Below are 18,962 nucleotides of genomic sequence, written 5' to 3'. Positions count from 1 at the left end.
GGGCAGGCCATCAGCCCGGTCCAAACACCGCTACCGCGCTCAGTTCGCCTGCAACGGCTGGGCACAGCCACGGCGTCCGGCGGCCACCGCCTGCCCCCCCTGCCGCTTGCGGCCAACATAGGCCACGCTGATACGGCGCTCCCGCGCCAGGTCTTTCATCCGCCGCGCCAGATTGTGATTGATGAAATCCAGCATGATCACCATGTGCGCCACCCCGGCCGGCAGCGGCCGGGTGAGGTCCGCCGGCTTGCGCCCGCTCCAGTGCACGACATCGCCATAACCGGATGCCAGCAGCGCACGTCGCGCGGTATCGATACGGTCACCTCCGACAATCATTGCTTTCATGGTCCGCCTCCCTTGACATAGGCACACTGTAAGCAGGCAAAGGTTGGCCGCAGAACCAAGAAAAAGCGCATTGCTTATCTGCTGCGACAATACGGGCGGCCACGCCGGACAGGCAGCGTCTGTGGACGCTATGCGGGGCCGCATGTAACGGTCTAATGCTGGGGGCTGTCAGTCGCCTGGGCACGTAGCACATGCGCTTGCATGCGCCCTTGAGAATTCGGGAGAAAGGTCGAGAACAACAGAAAAGACGAGGGGCAAAAAAATAACCTCCTGAATCGTCACGTCCAGGAGGCTTTATAAGTTACGGACTCGCCGTGATTCCTGAACTGCTAGCGAGGAACGCGCAGTAATCCAAGAACTGTTTGAATGATACGTACAGGAGGCCGCGGCGACTATTCGTAAAAATACCTAGCCTTGTGCCGCGGCTTTTTGCAGATAGTTTTTCAGCTGCGGAAAATCGTTCATCACCTTGATTTCATTGAACATTTTATCCGCCTCGCCATAGTTGCGCCGCAACAACTTCAGCCACTGCTTGGTACGGCTCAGCGCATAGTTGCTGCCGGCGGCACGCAAGTGACATTGTTCGGCCAAGTCCAGTATCCACGGCAGCAGGTTTTCCCATGCCAGCAGCGGCAGCACTTCGCCATGCTGCTGCATGTGCTTGATGCGCAATGCCAGATCCGGTGCCGACACCAGCCCGCGGCCAATCATGACGGTGTCACAGCCACTCGCCTCGCGGATGCCACGATAGTCCTCCGCCGTCCACACCTCGCCATTGGCCACCACGGGGATGCTGACGGCCTCACGAATGCGCGCCAGCCAGTCCCAGTGCGCCGGCGGCTTGTAGCCCTCCACCTTGGTACGGGCATGCACCGTCAACTCGTTCGCCCCCGCGCTGGCAATCGCCTGCGCGCACGCCAGCGCCAGGCTGGTGTCTTCGTAACCCAGCCGCATCTTGGCAGTAACTGGCGTGGCAGCCGGCACCGCCTCACGCACCGCCTTGACGATCTGGTGCAGCAGCTCCGGCTCTTTCAGCAACACCGCACCGCCGCGATGGCGATTGACAGTCGGCGCCGGGCAGCCAAAATTCAGATCGACGGCCGAGGCGCCCAGCTCTGCAGCGCGTACCGCGTTGGCCGCCAGCCAGTCGATATCCGACCCCAATAACTGCACCCGCAACGGCGTGCCACTGCGGGTGCGGGAGGCGTTATCCAGCTCCGGGGCCAGGCGGTGAAAGGTGCGCGTCGGCAGCAGCGAGTTGGTGACGCGGACAAACTCGGTGACGCAAAGATCGATGCCACCGATGCGCGTCAGAACGTCGCGCATGATGTCGTCGACCAGCCCTTCCATCGGAGCCAAAACGATTTTCATGAAACTTGCCAGTAAACGGGAGCACGGATTGTATACAAGCCGCCGCGCGGCAACCAGCCGTTGCCGACCAGCTGCGGCCAACGGCGCCCTGCCACCGGGGCAGCGAGGCTTGACGCCGCACGCCAAAGCACAGATTCTCGCCCGTCTTTTACGGCAGCAAGGCACAGGAACATCATGACTGACAAACGCGCCATCATTATCGATACCGACCCGGGGCAGGACGATGCCGTGGCGATTCTGGCTGCCCTCGGCGCGCCGGAGCTGGATGTACTGGGCATTACCGCCGTCGCCGGCAACGTACCGCTGGCGCTGACGCAGCGCAATGCTCGCATCATCTGCGAATGGGCCGGCCGCCCGGAAGTACCGGTGTTCGCCGGCGCCGCAGGCCCGCTGCTGCGGCCCTTGGTTACCGCGGAACACGTGCATGGCAAGACCGGCATGGATGGCGTACCGCTGCATGAGCCCGCGATGCCGCTGCAAGCGCAATCCGGCGTCGACTTCATCGTACACACCCTGCGGACGCACCCGGCCGGCAGCGTGACGCTGTGCGCGCTCGGCCCGCTGACCAACCTGGCGCTGGCGCTGCGCCTGGCGCCGGACATCGCGCCGCGCATCAAGGAAATCGTGCTGATGGGCGGCAGCTATTTCGAGGGCGGCAACATCACGCCGGCGGCGGAGTTCAATGTCTATGTCGACCCGCATGCCGCCGATGTGGTGCTGCGCTGCGGCGCGCCCATTGTAATGATGCCGCTGGATGTCACCCACAAGGCGTGCACCTCGGCCGAGCGCATCGGCTGGCTACGCGCCCTGCCCAACCGAGCCGGCAATCTGGCCGCCGACACCATGACCACGCGGGAGCGCTACGACGTGCAGCGCTATGGCGAGTTTGGCGCGCCGCTGCACGACCCGACGGTGATCGCCTACCTGCTGCAGCCCGCACTGTTCAGTGGCCGTCAGGTCAATGTCGGCGTGGAGCTGGCCGGCGAGCTGACACTGGGCGCCACGGTGATCGACTGGTGGGGCGTCAGCGGCCATGCGGCCAACGTGCAATATATGACCGAGATCGATGCCGACGGCTTTTTCCGGCTGCTAGCCACCTGCCTGGCGCGACTACCATGAGCGAGGAGCACACTATGACGCAACCAACCTTGCCGGCAGGCCGCTACCAGCACTACAAAGGCGGCCTGTACCAGGTACTGGGCGTGGCGCGACATTCCGAGAGCGCCGAATTGCTGGTGGTGTACCGCCCGCTGTACGGCGAGATGGCACTGTGGGTTCGACCTTTAAGCATGTTTACCGAGCAAGTGCTGGTGGCCGGCGAGTGGCAGCCGCGCTTCCGGCTGCTGCAAGCCGATTAGCCGCTGCAGATGCTGATTTTCCGCACCGACCAATACCCGTTGCCGCTGCCGGCCGGACATCGTTTCCCCGCCGAAAAATACGCCTTGCTGGCTGATGCCGTCGCCCGGCTGGCTCCCGCACGGCTGGATGTTGCCCCCGCCGCCACGCACAGTGAACTAATGCTCGCGCATGCGGCCAACTATGTTATGGCCCTGTTCGATGGCAGCATCGACGCCAGCAGCATGCGCGAGATCGGCCTGCCGTGGAGTACGGCGCTGGTGGAACGCAGTGCGCGCTCGGTTGGTGCCACCATTGCCGCGGCACGCAGTGCCTTGCAATACGGCGCCGGCGTTAATCTGGCCGGAGGCACCCACCATGCCGGCCATGCCAAGGGCAGCGGCTTTTGCGTGTTCAACGATGTGGCGGTCGCCATCCGGCTGCTGCAGCGTGAAGGCCGCGTTCGCCGCGCCGCGGTCATCGATCTGGACGTGCACCAGGGCAACGGCACCGCCGAACTGTTCCAGGGCGACGGCAGTGTTTTCACGCTGTCGCTGCATGGCGAAAAGAACTTCCCGTTCCGGCGGACGCCGTCTACGCTGGATGTGGGGGTTGCCGACAACACCAGGGACGACGCTTACCTGCAGCTGCTGGATAACGCGCTGCACACCCTGGCGGCCAATTTCCAGCCGGACCTGGTGTTTTACCTGGCCGGCGCCGACCCATATGCGGGCGACCGCCTGGGCCGGCTGGCACTGAGCAAGGCAGGACTGCTTGCCCGCGACTGCCGCGTGTTCGACCTGTGCGAACAGCGGCAATGGCCACTGGCTCTGGTGATGGCCGGGGGCTATGCCGTGCCGATCAGCGACACGGTGGACATCCATTTGCAGACAGTGCGCGAGCTACTGTCGCGTCATCACCCGAAAGGAGGTTGATCTATGGAACCTGTAACCGCCACATTTGCCGGCGGCTGCTTCTGGTGTACCGAAGCAGTGTTTCGCCAGCTGGACGGGGTGGTCGATGTCATCCCCGGCTATATAGACGGACATCTGGAGGACCCGGATTACGAACGTGTCTGCCACGGCAACACCGGTCATGCCGAAGCCATCGAGCTGACGTACCTGCCGGACAGGGTCAGCTACCAGACTTTGCTGGCAGTGTTTTTCCTGACCCACGATCCCACTACGCTGAATCGCCAGGGCCATGACATCGGTACCCAGTACCGCTCGGCGATATTTGCCCACGATCAGGCACAGCTACAGGCAGCACGCGACATGATCGCCAACCTGGAAGCCTCCGGCAGCTACGACGCGCCCATTGTCACCGAGGTGAAGATGGCACCGCGTTTCTATGCCGCCGAGCACTTCCACCACAATTATTTCTCGCATAACCAGACGGCGGGCTATTGCCAGGTCGTCATCGCACCCAAGCTTTACAAGCTGCAAGATCAGCACCCGGAGTTGCTGAAAGCCTGACAGGCTGCGGGGCTGGCACCGCCAGCCCCGTTCGCACTCCCCAGCGCATAGCCTTGCGTTACAATGGTGGCATTGCCCGCGCTAGTCACCCGTCATTGCCAATGCCCACCCAAAAATCCGAAAAGCTCTTCGCCAACATGCCGTCACTCGGCTCCTGGTGGCGCATGATTGGCGACCTTTCCCTGCGGGTGAAGGCCAGCTTTGTGCTGCTGTGGCTGCTGTTGTCGCTGGCCATCCTGGTGGCCGCATTGTTTCTTACCGAAGAAAGCCGCCAGCAGCAGTTTGAAGCCGCCACCCTGCACATCAAGAAAACCCTGGAAGAACGGCTGCTGATCTGCGAAACCGCCATCTACGGCTTTGCCCAACTGTCTGCGGCCAACTATGGCAGCGAGCAAACCCGCCTGCGCCAGTTTGCGCAGAATATCGGCACCCGCTACCCCTACATCTACCTGATGGGCTTTCAGCCCAGTGTCAGCCTGGCCGACCGTGAAGGCTTCGAAGCCGCGATGAGCTTTCGCAGCAAGCAGCCCTTCTCCATCAAGGACTACAACGGCAAGAAGGAAACCAGCTGGCAGGATGCGCAATTCTGGCGCCCGGCGCCTGCCCGCCCGTACTACATCCCGCTGGTGGATACCCAACCGGCCAGCGCGCGACGCTACGACTTCATGGCTGGCCTCGACATCGCCCGCGACCAGGTACTGGGGCCGGCGGTGCAGCAGGCCATCCGCAGCGGCGAGATCGAAGTCACCCCGCCCTTCAGCCTGCAGGGTGGTGAGCACGGCTTCGGCTACCTCAAGGCGGTGTATCGCGAAGGCGTGGTGCCGGAAAGCGTGGCCGAACGGCAGGACAGCGTGATCGGCATCATCCTGCTGGGCGTGCGTGCCGAAACCCTGCTCACCGTGCAGGGCGACAGCAGCCGCCAGCTGGAACTGCGGCTGCTGCCCAACGACCCGCAGCAGCCGCTGGGCAGCATCGGCACACTGCCGGCGGCCACCATCTCCACCGCCAGCAGCGGCTGGCTGCACCAGATGCTGTTCCCCTCGCGGCAGATGCAACTGTCCATCGAGCGCGACTATTTTCCTTACCGGCTGGAAGTGCTGCGCGGCGACGACGCCAACCGCATTCCACTGCCGCTGTATGGCCTGGCACTGGGCGCCGGCGCCATCATCACCGCGCTACTGCTGCTGATTGCCGCCTCGCAGAACAACGAGCGACTGCAAAGCGAGCACTATCACCAGACCCTGCACCGCGAACGGCAGCAGGCGCTGATCACCCTGGAAAGCATCGACGACGCGGTACTGGTGCTGGACGGCAACTACCGCGTGGAATACCTCAACCCCAAGGCGGCACTGCTGCTGGGGGTGGCGCAGCAGCGCGCGGTGGGCATGCTGCTGAGCGAGGTGTGGAAGGTGCGCTTCGAGCTGGCGCGCGAGGCGATTGCCGACCCGGTGCAGGCCTGCCGCCAGCAGTTGCAGCGGGTCGAGCTGCCGGAGAACGCCTATTTGCTGCGCCCGGATGGCCAGGGCGCCTTTATCGAAGGCACCGTGTCGCCGCTGCTGGACCAGGACGACAAACTGCGCAGCATCGTCATCACCTTCCGTGACATGGCGCCGCTGCGCCAGCGCATGGCCGAGGCGCTGGAACGCAGCGAGCAGCGGCTGAAACAACACCAGGCCGAGCTGGCGCGCGTGGCGCGTATCAACACCCTGGGTGAGATGACCTCCGGCATCGCCCACGAGATCAACCAGCCGCTGTCGGCGATTGTCAGTTACAACGAAGCCTGCCTCAGCATGCTGGAAGACGACGAGCCGGACCGCATCCTGCTCAAGACCGCGCTGTTCTCCTCGGTGAAACAGGCGCAAAGAGCTGGGCATATCGTCAAAAAACTAAGAGAATTCGTCGCCAGCAAGCAGGCCGAGCTGAGCGCGGTGGAAGTAAACCAGGCCGTGCTCAATGTCATCACGCTGATCGAGTCGGAACTGCGCGACCATGCCGTCACCGTCGACACCGACCTGGCCAGCGGCCTGCCGCGCGTGCAGGCCGACGCCATCCAGGTGGAACAGGTGGTGATGAACCTGTGCAAGAACGCCATGGAAGCGCTGATGGAACTGCAGGGCGAACGCCGGCTGTTCATCTACAGCGAACCGCGCGGCCAACGTGTACGCGTCGGCGTGCGCGACAACGGCCCGGGCATGCCAGCCGAGACACTGCAAAAGGTGTTTCAGCCGTTCTTCAGCTCCAAGTCGCAAGGCATGGGGCTGGGGTTGACCATCAGCCATACCATTATCGAAAACATGGGCGGGGTGCTGCATGCCGGCAACCTCGACACCGGCGGTGCCGAGTTCTATTTCGAGCTGCCCATGATCACGCCGCACGGCGAAACAGAAGGAGCAAGCGCGTAATGCCAGCCATGACCCCGACAATCTTTGTCATCGATGACGACCCGGCCGTGCGCGATTCGCTGGCGCTGCTGATCGGCACCCAGGGCATGCGCGTGCAGACCTTTGAGCACGCCGAGGCATTCCTGCAGAAATTCCACCCGGACGAGATCGGCTGCCTGGTGCTGGACATCCGCATGCCGCAGACCTCCGGCCTGGCGCTGCAGGACATCCTGAACCTGCGCAACATCCGCATGCCCATCATCTTCATTACCGGCCACGGCGACATCGAAGAATGCCGCCGCGCCTTCCGCGGCGGCGCGGTGGATTTCCTCACCAAGCCGATCAACGCCCCGCAGCTGCTGGACAGCCTGAAAAAGGCCATCCGCATCAGCATCCAGCAGCAGGAGCAGGTAACCGCCACCCAGGATGTGCGGCAGAAGCTGGAGCGCATCACCGAACGCGAGCGGCTGATCCTGCGCCACGTCGCCGAGGGCCTGTCCAGCAAGGAAATCGCCCGCGAGCTGGATCTGTCGCCGCGCACGGTGGAAGCCCACCGCGCCAAGCTGTTCGAAAAACTTGAAATCAATTCGCTGGCCGAGCTGGTGCGCTTCTATCTGCACGCACTGGATGCCACCCAACCCAGCCACTAGCAAGCCTCACCATGACCCGACTCTTCAACAAAATCGGCCTGGTTGCCCGCCACGGCAAACCGCACATCATCGAATCGCTGCTGGGGTTGGCCGCACACCTGACCCGCCGCGGCTTCCACGTGCTGGTCGACAAGGACAGCTGCGACAACAAGCATGTCGCCGGCTACCCGGTGGTCGACCGCGACGACCTGGGCAAGCTGGCCGACCTGGTGATCGTGCTCGGCGGCGACGGCACCATGCTGTCGGTGGCACGCATGCTGGCGCCCTACCGCGTACCCATGGTTGGCATCAACCAGGGCCGGCTGGGCTTCATGACCGACATCCCGCTGCACGAGATGCTGGGCGCGGTGGACGGCATCCTCGACGGCCAGTTCGTACCGGAAGAACGCATCCTGCTGCACGCCTCGGTGATCCGCGAGGACGCCGAAGTGGTCAGCGCGCTGGCGCTGAACGACGTGGTGATCAGCCGCGGCTCGCTGGGCTCAATGATCGAATTCGAAGTGTTCGTCGACAACCAGTTCGTCTACAGCCAGCGCTCCGACGGCCTGATTATCAGCACCCCCACCGGCTCCACCGCCTACTCGCTGGCCTCCGGCGGCCCGATCCTGCACCCCACGCTGCAGGCGTTCGCGCTGGTGCCGATCTGCCCGCAGTCGCTGTCCAACCGCCCGATCGCCATCAGCAACAACTGCGAGGTGGAGTTCATGCTCACCCGCGGCCTGGACACCAAAGTGCACTTCGACGGCCAGTCGCACTGCGACCTGATGGAAATGGACCGCGTGATCATCCGCAGCTACCGCAACACGCTGAAGATCCTGCACCCGATCGGCTACAACTACTACGACATGCTGCGCCACAAGCTCCACTGGGGCGAGCGCCTGCTGTGAGGCCAACATGCTGTTATCGCTGAACGTCAAAGATTTTGTCATCGTCGACCAGCTGCAGCTGGAATTCGCCGCCGGCTTCACCGTGCTGACCGGCGAAACCGGCGCCGGCAAATCCATCATCCTCGATGCGCTGGGCCTGCTGCTGGGCGACCGCGCCGAAGTGAGCCAGATCCGCGAAGGCGCCGAGCGCGCCGAGCTCTCGGCCCATCTCGACATCGCCCGCCTGCCCGACCTGCAAGCCTGGCTGGCGACCAACGAACTGGCCGGCGACGACGGCGAGCTGCTGATCCGCCGCATCGTCGACCGCGGCGGCCGTTCGCGCAGCTTCGTCAACGGCCAGCCGGCCACCCAGGGCCAGCTCAAGACCATGGGCGACTACCTGGTGGATATCCACGGCCAGCACGCGCACCAGTCGCTGGTGCGCCCGGACGCGCAGCGCGAGCTGCTGGACGCCTACGCCGGCGCCACCCAGCTGGCGCGCGACGTGCGCAGCGGCTGGCAGGACTGGCAGCATGCCCGCAAGGCGCGCGAGGACTCCGACCGCCGCCAGCGCGAATCGGAGGTGGAACGCGAGCGCCTGACCTGGCAGATCGGCGAGCTGTCCGAACTGGGACTGGCCGCCGACGAATGGCCGCAGCTCAACCAGCTGCACAGCCGGCTGGCCAACGCCGCCGAGCTGGCGCAATCGGCGCAGGCAGCGGTGGACGTGCTGTCGGAAATGGACGGCAGCTGCCTGACCCTGCTATCGCAGGTGCAGAGCCGGCTGGGCAAGCTGTCCGGCTACGACACCCGGCTGGCCGAATCGCTGGCGCTACTGGACTCGGTGGACGCCGAGCTGCGCGAAGTGGTGTACAGCCTGCGCGATTACGCCGGCGGCTTCGAGGAAGACCCCGGCCAGCTGGCCGACGTCGAGGCGCGCATCCACGCGCTGATGAGCGCCGCGCGCAAATACCGCTGCCAGCCGGAAGACCTGCCCAAGAAACTGGCCGACTGGCAACAGCAGCTGGCCGAGCTGGAAGCCGCCACCGACATCGAGGCGCTGAGCGTGGCGGAAAGCGCCGCGCTGGCACGCTACCGCGCGCAGGCCGAAGCGCTGTCCGCCAAGCGCCGCCAGGCGGCCGCCGAACTGTCGACCCGCATCGGCAACGAGATGCAGCGGCTGGCGATGGAGGGTGCGCGCTTCGCCATTGAGCTGTCCGCCGCCAGCGAACCCACCGCCCATGGGCTGGAAACCATCGAATACCTGGTGGCGGCCAACCAGGGCGGCACGCTGCGGCCGCTGGCCAAGGTGGCCTCCGGCGGCGAACTGTCGCGCATCAGCCTCGCCATGCAGGTGGTGATCAGCCAGGTGGCCAGCGTGCCGACACTGATCTTCGACGAAGTGGACGTGGGCATCGGCGGCCGCGTGGCTGAAGTGGTGGGCAAGCTGCTGCGGCAGCTGGGCGAACGCTACCAGGTGCTGTGCGTCACCCACCTGCCGCAGGTCGCCTCCTGCGGCAACCAGCACTGGCGTGTCAGCAAGGCGGCGGAAGCCGGCCGCACCGTCAGCCGCATCAGCCCGCTGGACGCCGAAGGCCGCATCCTGGAAGTCGCCCGCATGCTGGGCGGCGAGGACATCACCGCCACCACGCGCCAGCACGCCAGCGAGATGCTGGCCAGTAATGCCTGAGCGGCACAGCACCAGCCATCAGCCCGGCCTCGCGCCGGGCTTTTTCATGCCGCCAGCCAGGCGCTGTACAGTTCACCGCGCATCGGCACGCCGGACTCCTGGCGCAGTATCACCGGGCGACTTTGCCAGCGGGCAAAGCCGGCGGCGGCCAGCTGTGCAGCAAGGTAGGCCGGCGCATGGCTGTAGCGGCCGCTGCTGTTGAGATGGAAGCCCGCCGCATCGCCGGCCAGCAACTCGCTGGAAAACACCAGTTGCCCGCCCGGCTGCAGGCTGCGGGCAATGGCCGGCAGTACGACGGATAGCTCGCCGATGTAGATGAAGGTATCCATGCACACCGCCAGCTCGAAGCGCTCGGGCTGTGTTGCCAGCCAGCTGCCCAGTTCCGCCTGTGCCAGCTGTTGGTAGATGCCCTTGGCCAGCGCCTCGCGCAGCATGCCGGCACTCAGGTCCACGCCAACCAGGCGGCTGGCATGCGGCTGCAACACGCTGCCGATCAGCCCGGTGCCGCAGCCCAGGTCGGCGATGCGCCAGGCGGCTTGCGGCCAACCCTGCTCCGCCGCCAGCGCCGCCACCATGGCCGGGCCCTGATAATCCAGCTCACCCAGCTTGCGCTCGAAGCTGGCGGAAAACTGGTCAAACGCCTGCTGCACATAGTCATCGCTGCAGCGCGCCGGGGTGTCGCTGCCACCGCAGGCGGCCAGCAGATGCTGCGCGATGGCGTTGTCCGGCTGCTGCTGCAGCCACTGCCGCAGCAGCGCCTGCGCTGCCTCGGGCTGGCCGATTTCGTGCAGCGCCTGCGCCAGTGTGGCTGGCGGGTGTTTGCCGGCGCCCTCGCAGACGATGCCGCGGTAGTTGCATTGCTGCGCCAGCGTCGCCTCGCCGCCCGCCGCATGGTGCGCGGAGAGCAGGAACCAGGCATCCGGCAGTTCCGGTTTGAGTTTCACCGCCTGCAGCCAGGCCTGCTCCGCCTGCTCGGCATTGCCCAACGCCGCCTCGCTGGCACCCAGATTGGTCCAGAAAAAATACTGCCCGACGTCGCGCGCCAGCGCGGCGCGGAAAGCCGCCACCGCGTCGGCGTAGTGCTGCAGGCTGGCACTGACGATGCCCAGGCTGAACCACCACGCCGCCGGCGCGCTGTCCGCCTGCACCGCCTGCTGCAGCCAGGGCAGCGCCTCGGCATCGCGCCCCTGCTGGTGCAGCGCACAGCCCAGCCAGTGCCGGCCGGCGGCATCGTCGGGGTTGGCCGCAAGGTGCTGGCGGTACAGTGCCTCGGCGGCGGCGAGGTCGCCGGCCAGGTGCTGGCGCTGGGCGGACTGGAACAGGGATTCGGTAGCGGAGGACATGGTGTGACGGCGAGCGGGGAAAGGCTGTCACTATATGAACTTTGCGCGGCAGCGGCCAGCGGGAAGCCCCATGCAGGGCGTTCCGCCAGCATGCGGCCAACCTGAGTGTGGCGGAACGCCCGGCCTTGCCGGGCTTCCGCCCTACGGCGCTACTTCACGGCGGCGACGAAGTCGGCGAACGCCGCCACCAAGCGATCCACATCCGCCGCGGAGGTGTCCGGGCACACCAGGATCATGTTGTGGAACGGGGTGATCAACAGGCCGCGGTTGAGCAGGAACAGGTGCACGATGTGCTCCAGTTCGCTGTCCAGAATCTTGTCGGCCTCGCTACCGTTGGCCGGCGGCACTGCGGTGAACTGGAACTCGGTGCGCGCGCCAATCTGGGTGACGCACCATGGCAGGCTGTGCTGCTCGATGACGCGGCGCAGCCCTGCGGCCAACCTTTCCGCCAGACCGAACATGTACTGGTAGGCGCTGTCGGTCATCACCTCGGCGAGATTCGCCCGCATCGCCGCCATGGCCAGCAGGTTGGCGGTGAGCGTGGTGCCGATGCCGCTATGCCCCGGCGGCGCGCTGCGCTTGGCTTCCTCGGCACGGCGGGCAGTCTGCTCGCTGAAGCCGTACACCGCGCACGGCACGCCGCTGGCTACCGGCTTACCCACCACCAGCAGGTCCGGCTGCAGGCCGTGGGCGCGAGTGTAGCCGCCGGGGCCGCTGCTGATGGTGTGGGTCTCGTCGATCAGCAGCAGCGTGCCGTAGCGCTGGCACAGCGCCTGCGCCGCCTGCCAGAAGCCCGGCTGCGGCAGCACCATACCGATATTGGTCATCGCCGGCTCGGCCAGCAGGCAGGCCACCTGGCCATCCTGCAGTGCGGCTTCCAGCGCCGCCAGGTCGTTGAACTCCACGCTGCGGGTGTGGCGGGTGATGTCGTACACCTGGCCCAGCAGGCTGTCGCGAGTCTGCGGCTGGCCGTCCACCAGATCGACGAACACATCGTCCACCGTGCCGTGGTAGCAGCCGTTGAAGATCAGCACCTGGCTGCGATGGGTGATCGCCCGCGCCCAGCGGATGGCAAAGCGGTTGGCATCGGAGGCGGACAGCGCGAACTGCCAGTACGGCAGGCCGAAGCGGCGCGCCAGCTCCTGCGCCACCCACACGCCGTCCTCGCTGGGCAGCATGGCGGTGTAGCCGCGCTGTGCCTGGCGGGCGATGGCATCAGCCACCGGCTTGGGGCTGTGGCCGAACATGGCGCCGGTGTCGCCCAGGCAGAAGTCCACGTAGTCGTGGCCGTCCACATCCTGGAAGCGCGCGCCCTGCGCCGCCGCTACGTACAGCGAGAACGGCGTCGACCAGTCGTTCATCCAGTGCAGCGGCACGCCGAACAGCAAATGGCCGGCGGCACGCGACGACAGCTCGCGCGAACGCGGCATGCGGGCGATGAAGGCATTGCGTTCAAGGTGGTGCAGCGCCTGGGCCTTGTCCCAGTCGATGCCGTGGCGGGTGCTCATGCTGTTCTCCTTGTGTTTTGTCTTGTGCCGGCATGCGGCCAACGTTGGCCGCATGCCGTGAATCGGTGTGGTCGCACTTACACGTGCAGCTGCAGGTGCTCGCGCTCCCAGGCGGTAATGCCGCGGTTGAAGGTTTCAAACTCTTTTTCCTTCACCGCGCAGAACGCCTGCACGAACTCCTCACCCAGTATCTCCGCCAGCTCCGGGCAGGCCTGCATCAGCTCCACCGCGTCTTCCAGGCTGCGCGGCAGCTCGTAGTCCAGGTCGTAGGCGCTGTCGTTCATCGGTGCGGAAGGCTCGATCTTGCCCACCATGCCCAGGTAGCCGCAGGCCAGGGTGGCGGCCATCGCCAGGTAGGGGTTCACGTCCACGCCGGGCACGCGGTTTTCCAGCCGGCGCGCCACCGCGCCGGACGGCGGAATGCGGATGCCGCAGGTGCGGTTGTCGTAGCCCCAGCGCACATTGATCGGCGCCGCGGTGTGGCGGCTCAGGCGGCGGTAGCTGTTCACGTACGGCGCCAGCATCGGCATGGCATGCGGCAGGTATCGCTGCATGCCGCCGATGTGGTGGAAGAACAGCTCGCTGGCGCTGCCGTCCGGCTGCGAGAAGATGTTCTCGCCGCTTTCACTGCTCACGATGCTCTGGTGGATGTGCATGGCACTGCCCGGCTCGCCTTCCATCGGCTTGGCCATAAAGGTGGCGAAGATATTGTGACGGTAGGCGGTTTCGCGCACCGCACGCTTGAACAGGAACACCTGGTCGGCCAGCACCATGGCGTCGCCGTGGCTGAAGTTGATCTCCATCTGGCAGGCGCCCACCTCGTGGATCAGCGTTTCCACATTGAGTTTGGCTGCCTCACAGAACGCAGACAGTTCCTGGAAGAAGGGGTCGAAATCGTTCACCGCATCAATGGAAAACGACTGGCGGCCAACCTCGCTGCGGCCGGCGCGGCCGGATGGCGGGCGCAGCGGCTCGTGCGGGTTGTTGTTCTGGCGGATCAGGTAGAACTCCATCTCCGGCGCCACCACCGGGCGCCAGCCGCGGTTTTCGTACAGCTTCAGCACCTTGCGCAGCACCGCGCGCGGCGAGATGCCCACCGGGCGGCCGTCGAAGTCCTCGCAGTCGTGGATCACCACCGCCACCGGCTCGATGGCCCACGGCACTAGGCGGATGGTGGACGGGTCCGGCCGGCACACCATGTCCGGGTCGTTGGCGCCGGCAAAGCGCTCAAACTCGGCGAATTCGCCGTTCACGGTGATGGTGAGCACCGCCTTGGACATCTTCATGCTGTCCTCGGCCAGGAACAGGTTCTTGGGCACGATCTTGCCGCGCGCCACCCCGGTCATGTCGGGTATCACGCACTCCACTTCGTGGATACTGTGTTCGCGTATGAACGCGGCGAGTTGTTCATTCATGGTCGTTCTCCTCCGGTATTCCGATCATCATGTTCCGTTGGTTCCCGTCCTTGCCCAGCTTGATCCATCCCTTGCAAAACAGAAAACCGCAGCAAAACGCAGGTGGTGCTACGCATGGTAGATTTGATCAAATAACCATGTCAACAATTTGATCAAATGCGAATTTGCATCACTGCACTGCTCTGCTATGCTTGCGGCCAACTTTGCCCGCCTCCCCGCCATGAAAACCGCTTCCGCCTCCACCCTGCAGGACGATATCTACGACAAAATGCGCCACATGCTGATGCTGGGGCGCTGGCTGCCGGGCGAGCGGCTGAAGATCAACCACCTGGCCAGCGAGCTGGGCGTGAGCCAGATGCCGGTGCGCGCCGCGCTGCAAAGGTTGGCCGCAGAAAAGGCGCTGGTGAACGTGCCCAACTGCGGCGTGACCGTGCCGCAGCTCAGCGTGGCGCAGTTCGACGACATCCTGCAAAACCGCATCCTGCTGGAAGGCGAAGCCGCTTACCTTGGCGCGCAGCGGCTGGATGCCGCCGGCCGCGAGCAGCTGCTGGCACTGTGCCAACGGATGGAAGATGCCATCGCCGCCGACGATGTAAAAGGCTACCTGGACGCCAACGAGCTGTTTCACCTCGCGCTGTACCATGCGGCCAACTCGCCGCTGCTGCTGTCGCTGATCGAAACCGTGTGGCTGCACGTGGGGCCGATTTCCAACCAGCTGCACCAGGACCTGGATGTGTGGAAAACCATGAACGATGCCCACAGTGTGCTGCTGCGGGCATTGCAGAATAATGACGCCGACGGCGTGCGCGCCGCCATTGCCCAGGACCTGCGCACCGCCGGCAGCTACCTGCGCCGCCTGTGCCTGGATTGAGGAACGACCATGCCGAGTTATCAGACTGTTGATCTTGCCAAGAGCTACCGCCTGCTCAACCACGGCCCCACGGTGCTGGTGAGCAGTGCCCACGGCGGGCGCCAGAACGTGATGGCCGCCGCCTGGAGCATGCCGCTGGACTTCAACCCGCCCAAGGTGGCGGTAGTGATCGACAAGTCCACCTTCAGCCGCCAGCTGATCGAAGCCTCCGGCGAGTTCGTGCTCAACGTGCCGCTGCAGCCGCAGGCTGCCGCCGTGCTGCGAGTGGGCTCGGACAGCGGGCTGGACGTGGCCGACAAGTTCGCCGCCAGCGGTCTGGTTGCCGCGCCCGGCCACGCGGTGGCAGCGCCGCATGTGGACGGCTGCGCCGGCTGGCTGGAATGCCGGCTGATCCGCGAGCCGCACAACCAGCAGCAGTACGACCTGTTCATCGGCGAGGTGGTGTCCGCCTGGGCCGACCCGACGCTGTTCGTCGACGGCCACTGGCAGCCGATTCACGACGATGCCAAGCGCACGCTGCATTACATCGCCGGCGGGCACTTCTTCACCATCGGCGCCACGCTGGACGTGCCGCTGCCGGAGTGAGCAATTGCGCCGTCAGCAACAAAAAAGGCAGCGCTTTCGCTCTGCCTTTTTGCATTGCCATGCGGCCAACGTTGGCCGCAGGCCGCGTCAGCTCACGTGAATGAGCGGCTCGCCCGCTGCCAGCTCGCCAATGCGGCTGGCGTACTCGAAACCGGCGGCATGGAACAGCTGCAGCACCTGCTCCGCCGCTTCCGGCGCCACCGCCACCAGCAGGCCGCCGCTGGTCTGCGCATCGGCCAGCACCCGCAGCTGCCACTCAGCCACGCTGTCGGCACAATGCACGTCGGCGCCGAAGCTGGCCAGGTTGCGCTCGATGGCGCCGGGGCCAATGCCCTGCTCGGCAAAGCCGCGCGCCTCGCGGATCACCGGCACGCTGGCCATGTCCACGTTGGCGGCCAGGCCGGAGCCGCGGCAGATTTCCAGCAGGTGGCCCAGCAGGCCGAAGCCGGTAACGTCGGTGAGCGCATGCACCGCATCCAGCGGCGCCAGCTGCCCGCCCACCTTGTTGAGCTGGGTGGTGGAGGCGATCAGCGCGCGGTAGCCGGCTTCGTCCAGCAGGCCCTTTTTCATGGCCTGCGCCAGCACACCCACGCCCAGGCCCTTGCCGAGGATCAGCACGTCACCGGCCTTGGCATCGCAGTTGCGCTTGATCTGCTCCGGGTGCATCAGCCCCATCACCACCAGGCCGTAAATCGGCTCCGGCGCATCGATGGAGTGACCGCCGGCAATGGGAATGCCCGCCTCGCGGCAGACCGATTCGCCGCCCTGCAGGATGTCGCGAATCACCTCCACCGGCAGGGTGTTCACCGGCATGCCGACAATGGCCAGCGCCATGATGGGCGTGGCGCCCATGGCGTAGATGTCGGAAATGGCATTGGTGGCGGCGATGCGGCCAAAGTCATGGCCATCGTCGACGATGGGCAGGAAGAAGTCGGTGGTGGCCACCAGCGCCTGGCTGTCGTTCAGGCGGTAAACCGCGGCGTCGTCGCTGGTTTCGCGCCCTACCAGCAAGTCCGGGTACGGTAGCAGGTCCTTGGCGCCGGCAAGAATCGATTGCAACACGGACGGCGCGATTTTGCAGCCGCAACCGCCACCGTGAGACAATTGCGTCAATCTGATATCAGCCATCGTAAAGCTCACAAAACCATGTTGTTCAAGGCCGCGACCGTAGCACAGCTATCCCAGTTTGACGAGATCATCGACGTCCGCACCCCGGCGGAATTCGCCGAGGACCACATCCCCGGCGCCATCAACTGCCCGGTGATGAGCGACGAGGAGCGCGTGCGGGTAGGCACGCTGTACAAGCAGGTGTCGCCGTTCGAGGCACGCAAGGTGGGCGCCGCCATCGCCGCACGCAATATCGCCCGCCACCTGGACGAACAGTTTGCCCGCCACCCCAAATCCTGGCGCCCCTTGGTGTACTGCTGGCGCGGCGGCCAGCGCTCCGGCTCCATGGCCATCATCCTGGCGCAGATCGGCTGGGCCGCGCACCAGCTGCAGGGCGGCTACAAGGCTTACCGTCACCAGGTGCTGGACGAGCTGGCCACCCTGCCGGCGCAGCTGGACCTGCGCGTGGTTGGCGGCCCCACCGGCAGCGGCAAGAGCCGCCTGCTGCACGCACTGACCGCTTCCGGCGCCCAGGTGCTGGATCTGGAACAGTTGGCCGCACACCGCGGCTCGGTACTGGGCCGGCTGCCGGATGCCGAGCAGCCCAGCCAGAAGCGCTTCGACAGCCTGCTGATCGCCGCCATCAAGGCGCTGGACCCGGCGCGACCGGTATTCATCGAGGCGGAAAGCAAGAAAATCGGTTTTGTGTCGCTGCCGGATGCGCTGTTCGCCCGCATGCACCAGAGCCCCTGTCTGCAGGTGGCGGCACCGTTGGCCGCACGGGTGGCGTTCCTGCAGCAGGACTACGCCTTCTACCTGGCCGAGCCGGAACGGCTGATCACCCAGCTGGGCTTTTTGCGCAATGTGCACAGCAAGGCGCAGCTGGAAGCCTGGTATGCGATGGCGCGCAGCGGTGACTTCGACACCCTGGTGGGCGAGCTGCTGCTCAAGCACTACGACCCGCTGTACCACCGCTCACAGGGCAAGCACTACACCGCCGGCCAGCAAGCCCTGGCGTTGCCGGCGCTGGACGACGACACCCTGGCCGACGTGGCACAGCAGCTGGCCAGCGCCGGCTAAGCGCCGCCAACCCACGCCGCGCTGCCGCGCGGCACCTCCTTGCCAAGGTATGCGGCCAACGTTGGCGCGCCTTGGCTCGGCTGCCCGGCCTGGTTTGTCAGCGACAGCAAGCGCCAGTCGGCCAAGCGCTTGCGGCCAACCCGCCGGCTTGAGCGCACGATGCCAGCCCGGCTCCACCGCCCGCAAGCCAGCCCCCGCTTCTGCCGCCGACCAACCCGGCAATAAAAAACCGCCGTAGCACAAGGCACGGCGGTTGCATGGCGGGGTGTCGGATTTAGTGACTGCCCAGCACCCCCTGCACGGCCAGCTCCAGTATGCGTTTGGCCGTGTGCATGTCGGCCTGGTGGTAGGCGGACTTCAGGTACGGCACGTAATAGCTCGGGTCGTTGCTGTCGCTGACGTCCGGCTTTTCCGGCAAGTCGTTGATGTAGCAGAAGCGCAGGAACAGCTCGCCCGGCTGCGGCTCCTCGATGCACATGCTCATCTGGCCGCCGATGTGCTGGTCGCTGGGCTCGGTGTGGTAATGCACGGCCTGCAGCTCGGTGAACCGCACCTGCTCGCGCACTACCAGCGCACCGAACTGCACTTCGCGCCGCAGCGTATCCTCGCTGCGTTCCAGAATGTGTACCGCACTGATGTTTTCATCGAAGCGCTGCGGGTCCTCCGCGCGCAACACCAAGCCCTGCCACAGCTGGGCGCGGCTGATATTCAGGCCCAGTGCCTGCTGGTTGAACATCTGAACCAAGTGCTCGTATTTCATTTGTCGTTTACGCCTTGTAACCAATGCTTTGATTGTAAGTCAGTCGCTAAAAAACAACAAAACGCGCGACAGTAACCCGGCCCATTTAATAGCAAACACTTTTGTTTAAACAAGATTTGAAGCCGGATTAAATCGAACGGTTAATTTTATTTTGCATATTGCATATTTATCAATATCTAT

The 18,962-nt window shown here is 65.2% G+C and carries 18 protein-coding genes; 11 read left to right on the top strand and 7 right to left on the bottom strand.

The features are described from left to right. Positions 1–39: 39 nt before the first annotated feature. A complete protein-coding gene (locus ACFOLG_RS03780; protein ID WP_386088547.1) occupies positions 40–345 on the bottom strand; it encodes a DUF2325 domain-containing protein in 306 nt (101 codons plus the stop codon). A 408-nt stretch (positions 346–753) separates the two neighbouring features. Next, the gene (locus ACFOLG_RS03775) at positions 754–1,716 is read right to left on the bottom strand and encodes a tRNA dihydrouridine synthase (protein ID WP_386088544.1); all 963 of its coding nucleotides are present in this window, start codon (positions 1,714–1,716) and stop codon (positions 754–756) included. A gap of 174 nt (positions 1,717–1,890) precedes the next feature. On the opposite strand from ACFOLG_RS03775, the gene ACFOLG_RS03770 reads away from it, so the two are divergent. The 8 genes from ACFOLG_RS03770 to recN all read left to right on the top strand — a co-directional run bounded on the left by ACFOLG_RS03770 (position 1,891) and on the right by recN (position 10,113). Beyond that, on the top strand, positions 1,891–2,835 hold the full coding sequence (locus tag ACFOLG_RS03770) for a nucleoside hydrolase (protein ID WP_386088542.1): 945 nt from the start codon (positions 1,891–1,893) through the stop codon (positions 2,833–2,835). 14 nt (positions 2,836–2,849) lie between these two features. Then, on the top strand, positions 2,850–3,074 hold the full coding sequence (locus tag ACFOLG_RS03765) for a DUF1653 domain-containing protein (protein WP_386088539.1): 225 nt from the start codon (positions 2,850–2,852) through the stop codon (positions 3,072–3,074). Positions 3,075–3,083: 9 nt separating this feature from the next. After that, positions 3,084–3,986, top strand: coding sequence for a histone deacetylase family protein (locus ACFOLG_RS03760; protein WP_386088537.1), 903 nt, complete (start codon positions 3,084–3,086; stop codon positions 3,984–3,986). Between the two features lie 3 nt (positions 3,987–3,989). Next, positions 3,990–4,526 carry a peptide-methionine (S)-S-oxide reductase MsrA gene (gene msrA / locus ACFOLG_RS03755; protein ID WP_386088535.1) on the top strand — a complete coding sequence of 179 codons (537 nt, stop codon included), beginning with the start codon at positions 3,990–3,992 and terminating at the stop codon, positions 4,524–4,526. A gap of 164 nt (positions 4,527–4,690) precedes the next feature. Beyond that, positions 4,691–6,928: a CHASE domain-containing protein gene (locus tag ACFOLG_RS03750; protein ID WP_386088532.1), complete on the top strand. Its 2,238-nt coding sequence runs from the start codon at positions 4,691–4,693 to the stop codon at positions 6,926–6,928. Positions 6,929–6,936: 8 nt separating this feature from the next. Then, positions 6,937–7,557 carry a response regulator transcription factor gene (locus tag ACFOLG_RS03745; protein ID WP_386088530.1) on the top strand — a complete coding sequence of 207 codons (621 nt, stop codon included), beginning with the start codon at positions 6,937–6,939 and terminating at the stop codon, positions 7,555–7,557. Positions 7,558–7,568: 11 nt separating this feature from the next. Then, the gene (locus ACFOLG_RS03740; RefSeq protein WP_386088528.1) at positions 7,569–8,444 is read left to right on the top strand and encodes an NAD kinase; all 876 of its coding nucleotides are present in this window, start codon (positions 7,569–7,571) and stop codon (positions 8,442–8,444) included. A gap of 7 nt (positions 8,445–8,451) precedes the next feature. Beyond that, positions 8,452–10,113 carry a DNA repair protein RecN gene (gene recN, locus ACFOLG_RS03735; protein WP_386088525.1) on the top strand — a complete coding sequence of 554 codons (1,662 nt, stop codon included), beginning with the start codon at positions 8,452–8,454 and terminating at the stop codon, positions 10,111–10,113. Between the two features lie 44 nt (positions 10,114–10,157). On the opposite strand, the gene ACFOLG_RS03730 is transcribed toward recN, so the two are convergent. The 3 genes from ACFOLG_RS03730 to ACFOLG_RS03720 all read right to left on the bottom strand — a co-directional run bounded on the left by ACFOLG_RS03730 (position 10,158) and on the right by ACFOLG_RS03720 (position 14,379). Then, on the bottom strand, positions 10,158–11,456 hold the full coding sequence (locus ACFOLG_RS03730; protein ID WP_386088522.1) for a methyltransferase domain-containing protein: 1,299 nt from the start codon (positions 11,454–11,456) through the stop codon (positions 10,158–10,160). Between the two features lie 149 nt (positions 11,457–11,605). Continuing rightward, positions 11,606–12,964: an aspartate aminotransferase family protein gene (locus ACFOLG_RS03725; RefSeq protein ID WP_386088520.1), complete on the bottom strand. Its 1,359-nt coding sequence runs from the start codon at positions 12,962–12,964 to the stop codon at positions 11,606–11,608. A 77-nt stretch (positions 12,965–13,041) separates the two neighbouring features. Next, the gene (locus ACFOLG_RS03720; RefSeq protein ID WP_386088517.1) at positions 13,042–14,379 is read right to left on the bottom strand and encodes a glutamine synthetase family protein; all 1,338 of its coding nucleotides are present in this window, start codon (positions 14,377–14,379) and stop codon (positions 13,042–13,044) included. Between the two features lie 220 nt (positions 14,380–14,599). Here ACFOLG_RS03720 and ACFOLG_RS03715 point away from each other — a divergent pair, with 220 nt between their 5' ends. Together ACFOLG_RS03715 and ACFOLG_RS03710 are read left to right on the top strand one after the other, a co-directional pair. After that, positions 14,600–15,250 (top strand): GntR family transcriptional regulator, encoded by a 651-nt coding sequence (locus ACFOLG_RS03715; protein WP_386088515.1) that lies wholly within the window; start codon positions 14,600–14,602, stop codon positions 15,248–15,250. Between the two features lie 9 nt (positions 15,251–15,259). Further along, the gene (locus ACFOLG_RS03710; RefSeq protein WP_386088512.1) at positions 15,260–15,835 is read left to right on the top strand and encodes a flavin reductase family protein; all 576 of its coding nucleotides are present in this window, start codon (positions 15,260–15,262) and stop codon (positions 15,833–15,835) included. Positions 15,836–15,922: 87 nt separating this feature from the next. Here the strand turns inward: ACFOLG_RS03710 and selD are convergent, their stop codons facing one another. Beyond that, positions 15,923–16,963 carry a selenide, water dikinase SelD gene (gene selD / locus ACFOLG_RS03705; protein WP_386088510.1) on the bottom strand — a complete coding sequence of 347 codons (1,041 nt, stop codon included), beginning with the start codon at positions 16,961–16,963 and terminating at the stop codon, positions 15,923–15,925. An 18-nt stretch (positions 16,964–16,981) separates the two neighbouring features. On the opposite strand from selD, the gene mnmH reads away from it, so the two are divergent. Further along, positions 16,982–18,022, top strand: coding sequence for a tRNA 2-selenouridine(34) synthase MnmH (mnmH, locus tag ACFOLG_RS03700; protein ID WP_386088508.1), 1,041 nt, complete (start codon positions 16,982–16,984; stop codon positions 18,020–18,022). Positions 18,023–18,296: 274 nt separating this feature from the next. Here the strand turns inward: mnmH and ACFOLG_RS03695 are convergent, their stop codons facing one another. Continuing rightward, positions 18,297–18,782, bottom strand: a complete 486-nt coding sequence (locus ACFOLG_RS03695; protein ID WP_386088506.1) for an AtaL-like protein — start codon at positions 18,780–18,782, stop codon at positions 18,297–18,299. Positions 18,783–18,962 lie beyond the last annotated feature (180 nt).

The organism is Vogesella facilis (genome assembly GCF_042648525.1).
Classification (GTDB): domain Bacteria; phylum Pseudomonadota; class Gammaproteobacteria; order Burkholderiales; family Chromobacteriaceae; genus Vogesella; species Vogesella facilis.
The sequence above is the reverse complement of the archived record's forward strand: the minus strand, read 5'-3'. Positions and strand labels throughout refer to the sequence as shown.

What these genes read in the sequence shown, in the direction of transcription:
- ACFOLG_RS03695 (WP_386088506.1), bottom strand. Translation starts at nt 18,782, where the DNA reads ATGAAATACGAGCACTTGGTTCAGATGTTCAACCAGCAGGCACTGGGC.
- ACFOLG_RS03760 (WP_386088537.1), top strand. Translation starts at nt 3,084, where the DNA reads ATGCTGATTTTCCGCACCGACCAATACCCGTTGCCGCTGCCGGCCGGA.
- ACFOLG_RS03740 (WP_386088528.1), top strand. Translation starts at nt 7,569, where the DNA reads ATGACCCGACTCTTCAACAAAATCGGCCTGGTTGCCCGCCACGGCAAA.
- ACFOLG_RS03730 (WP_386088522.1), bottom strand. Translation starts at nt 11,456, where the DNA reads ATGTCCTCCGCTACCGAATCCCTGTTCCAGTCCGCCCAGCGCCAGCAC.
- mnmH (WP_386088508.1), top strand. Translation starts at nt 16,982, where the DNA reads ATGTTGTTCAAGGCCGCGACCGTAGCACAGCTATCCCAGTTTGACGAG.
- ACFOLG_RS03710 (WP_386088512.1), top strand. Translation starts at nt 15,260, where the DNA reads ATGCCGAGTTATCAGACTGTTGATCTTGCCAAGAGCTACCGCCTGCTC.
- ACFOLG_RS03780 (WP_386088547.1), bottom strand. Translation starts at nt 345, where the DNA reads ATGAAAGCAATGATTGTCGGAGGTGACCGTATCGATACCGCGCGACGT.
- ACFOLG_RS03715 (WP_386088515.1), top strand. Translation starts at nt 14,600, where the DNA reads ATGAAAACCGCTTCCGCCTCCACCCTGCAGGACGATATCTACGACAAA.
- ACFOLG_RS03720 (WP_386088517.1), bottom strand. Translation starts at nt 14,379, where the DNA reads ATGAATGAACAACTCGCCGCGTTCATACGCGAACACAGTATCCACGAA.
- ACFOLG_RS03750 (WP_386088532.1), top strand. Translation starts at nt 4,691, where the DNA reads ATGATTGGCGACCTTTCCCTGCGGGTGAAGGCCAGCTTTGTGCTGCTG.
- ACFOLG_RS03725 (WP_386088520.1), bottom strand. Translation starts at nt 12,964, where the DNA reads ATGAGCACCCGCCACGGCATCGACTGGGACAAGGCCCAGGCGCTGCAC.
- recN (WP_386088525.1), top strand. Translation starts at nt 8,452, where the DNA reads ATGCTGTTATCGCTGAACGTCAAAGATTTTGTCATCGTCGACCAGCTG.
- ACFOLG_RS03770 (WP_386088542.1), top strand. Translation starts at nt 1,891, where the DNA reads ATGACTGACAAACGCGCCATCATTATCGATACCGACCCGGGGCAGGAC.
- ACFOLG_RS03775 (WP_386088544.1), bottom strand. Translation starts at nt 1,716, where the DNA reads ATGAAAATCGTTTTGGCTCCGATGGAAGGGCTGGTCGACGACATCATG.
- msrA (WP_386088535.1), top strand. Translation starts at nt 3,990, where the DNA reads ATGGAACCTGTAACCGCCACATTTGCCGGCGGCTGCTTCTGGTGTACC.
- selD (WP_386088510.1), bottom strand. Translation starts at nt 16,963, where the DNA reads ATGGCTGATATCAGATTGACGCAATTGTCTCACGGTGGCGGTTGCGGC.
- ACFOLG_RS03765 (WP_386088539.1), top strand. Translation starts at nt 2,850, where the DNA reads ATGACGCAACCAACCTTGCCGGCAGGCCGCTACCAGCACTACAAAGGC.
- ACFOLG_RS03745 (WP_386088530.1), top strand. Translation starts at nt 6,937, where the DNA reads ATGACCCCGACAATCTTTGTCATCGATGACGACCCGGCCGTGCGCGAT.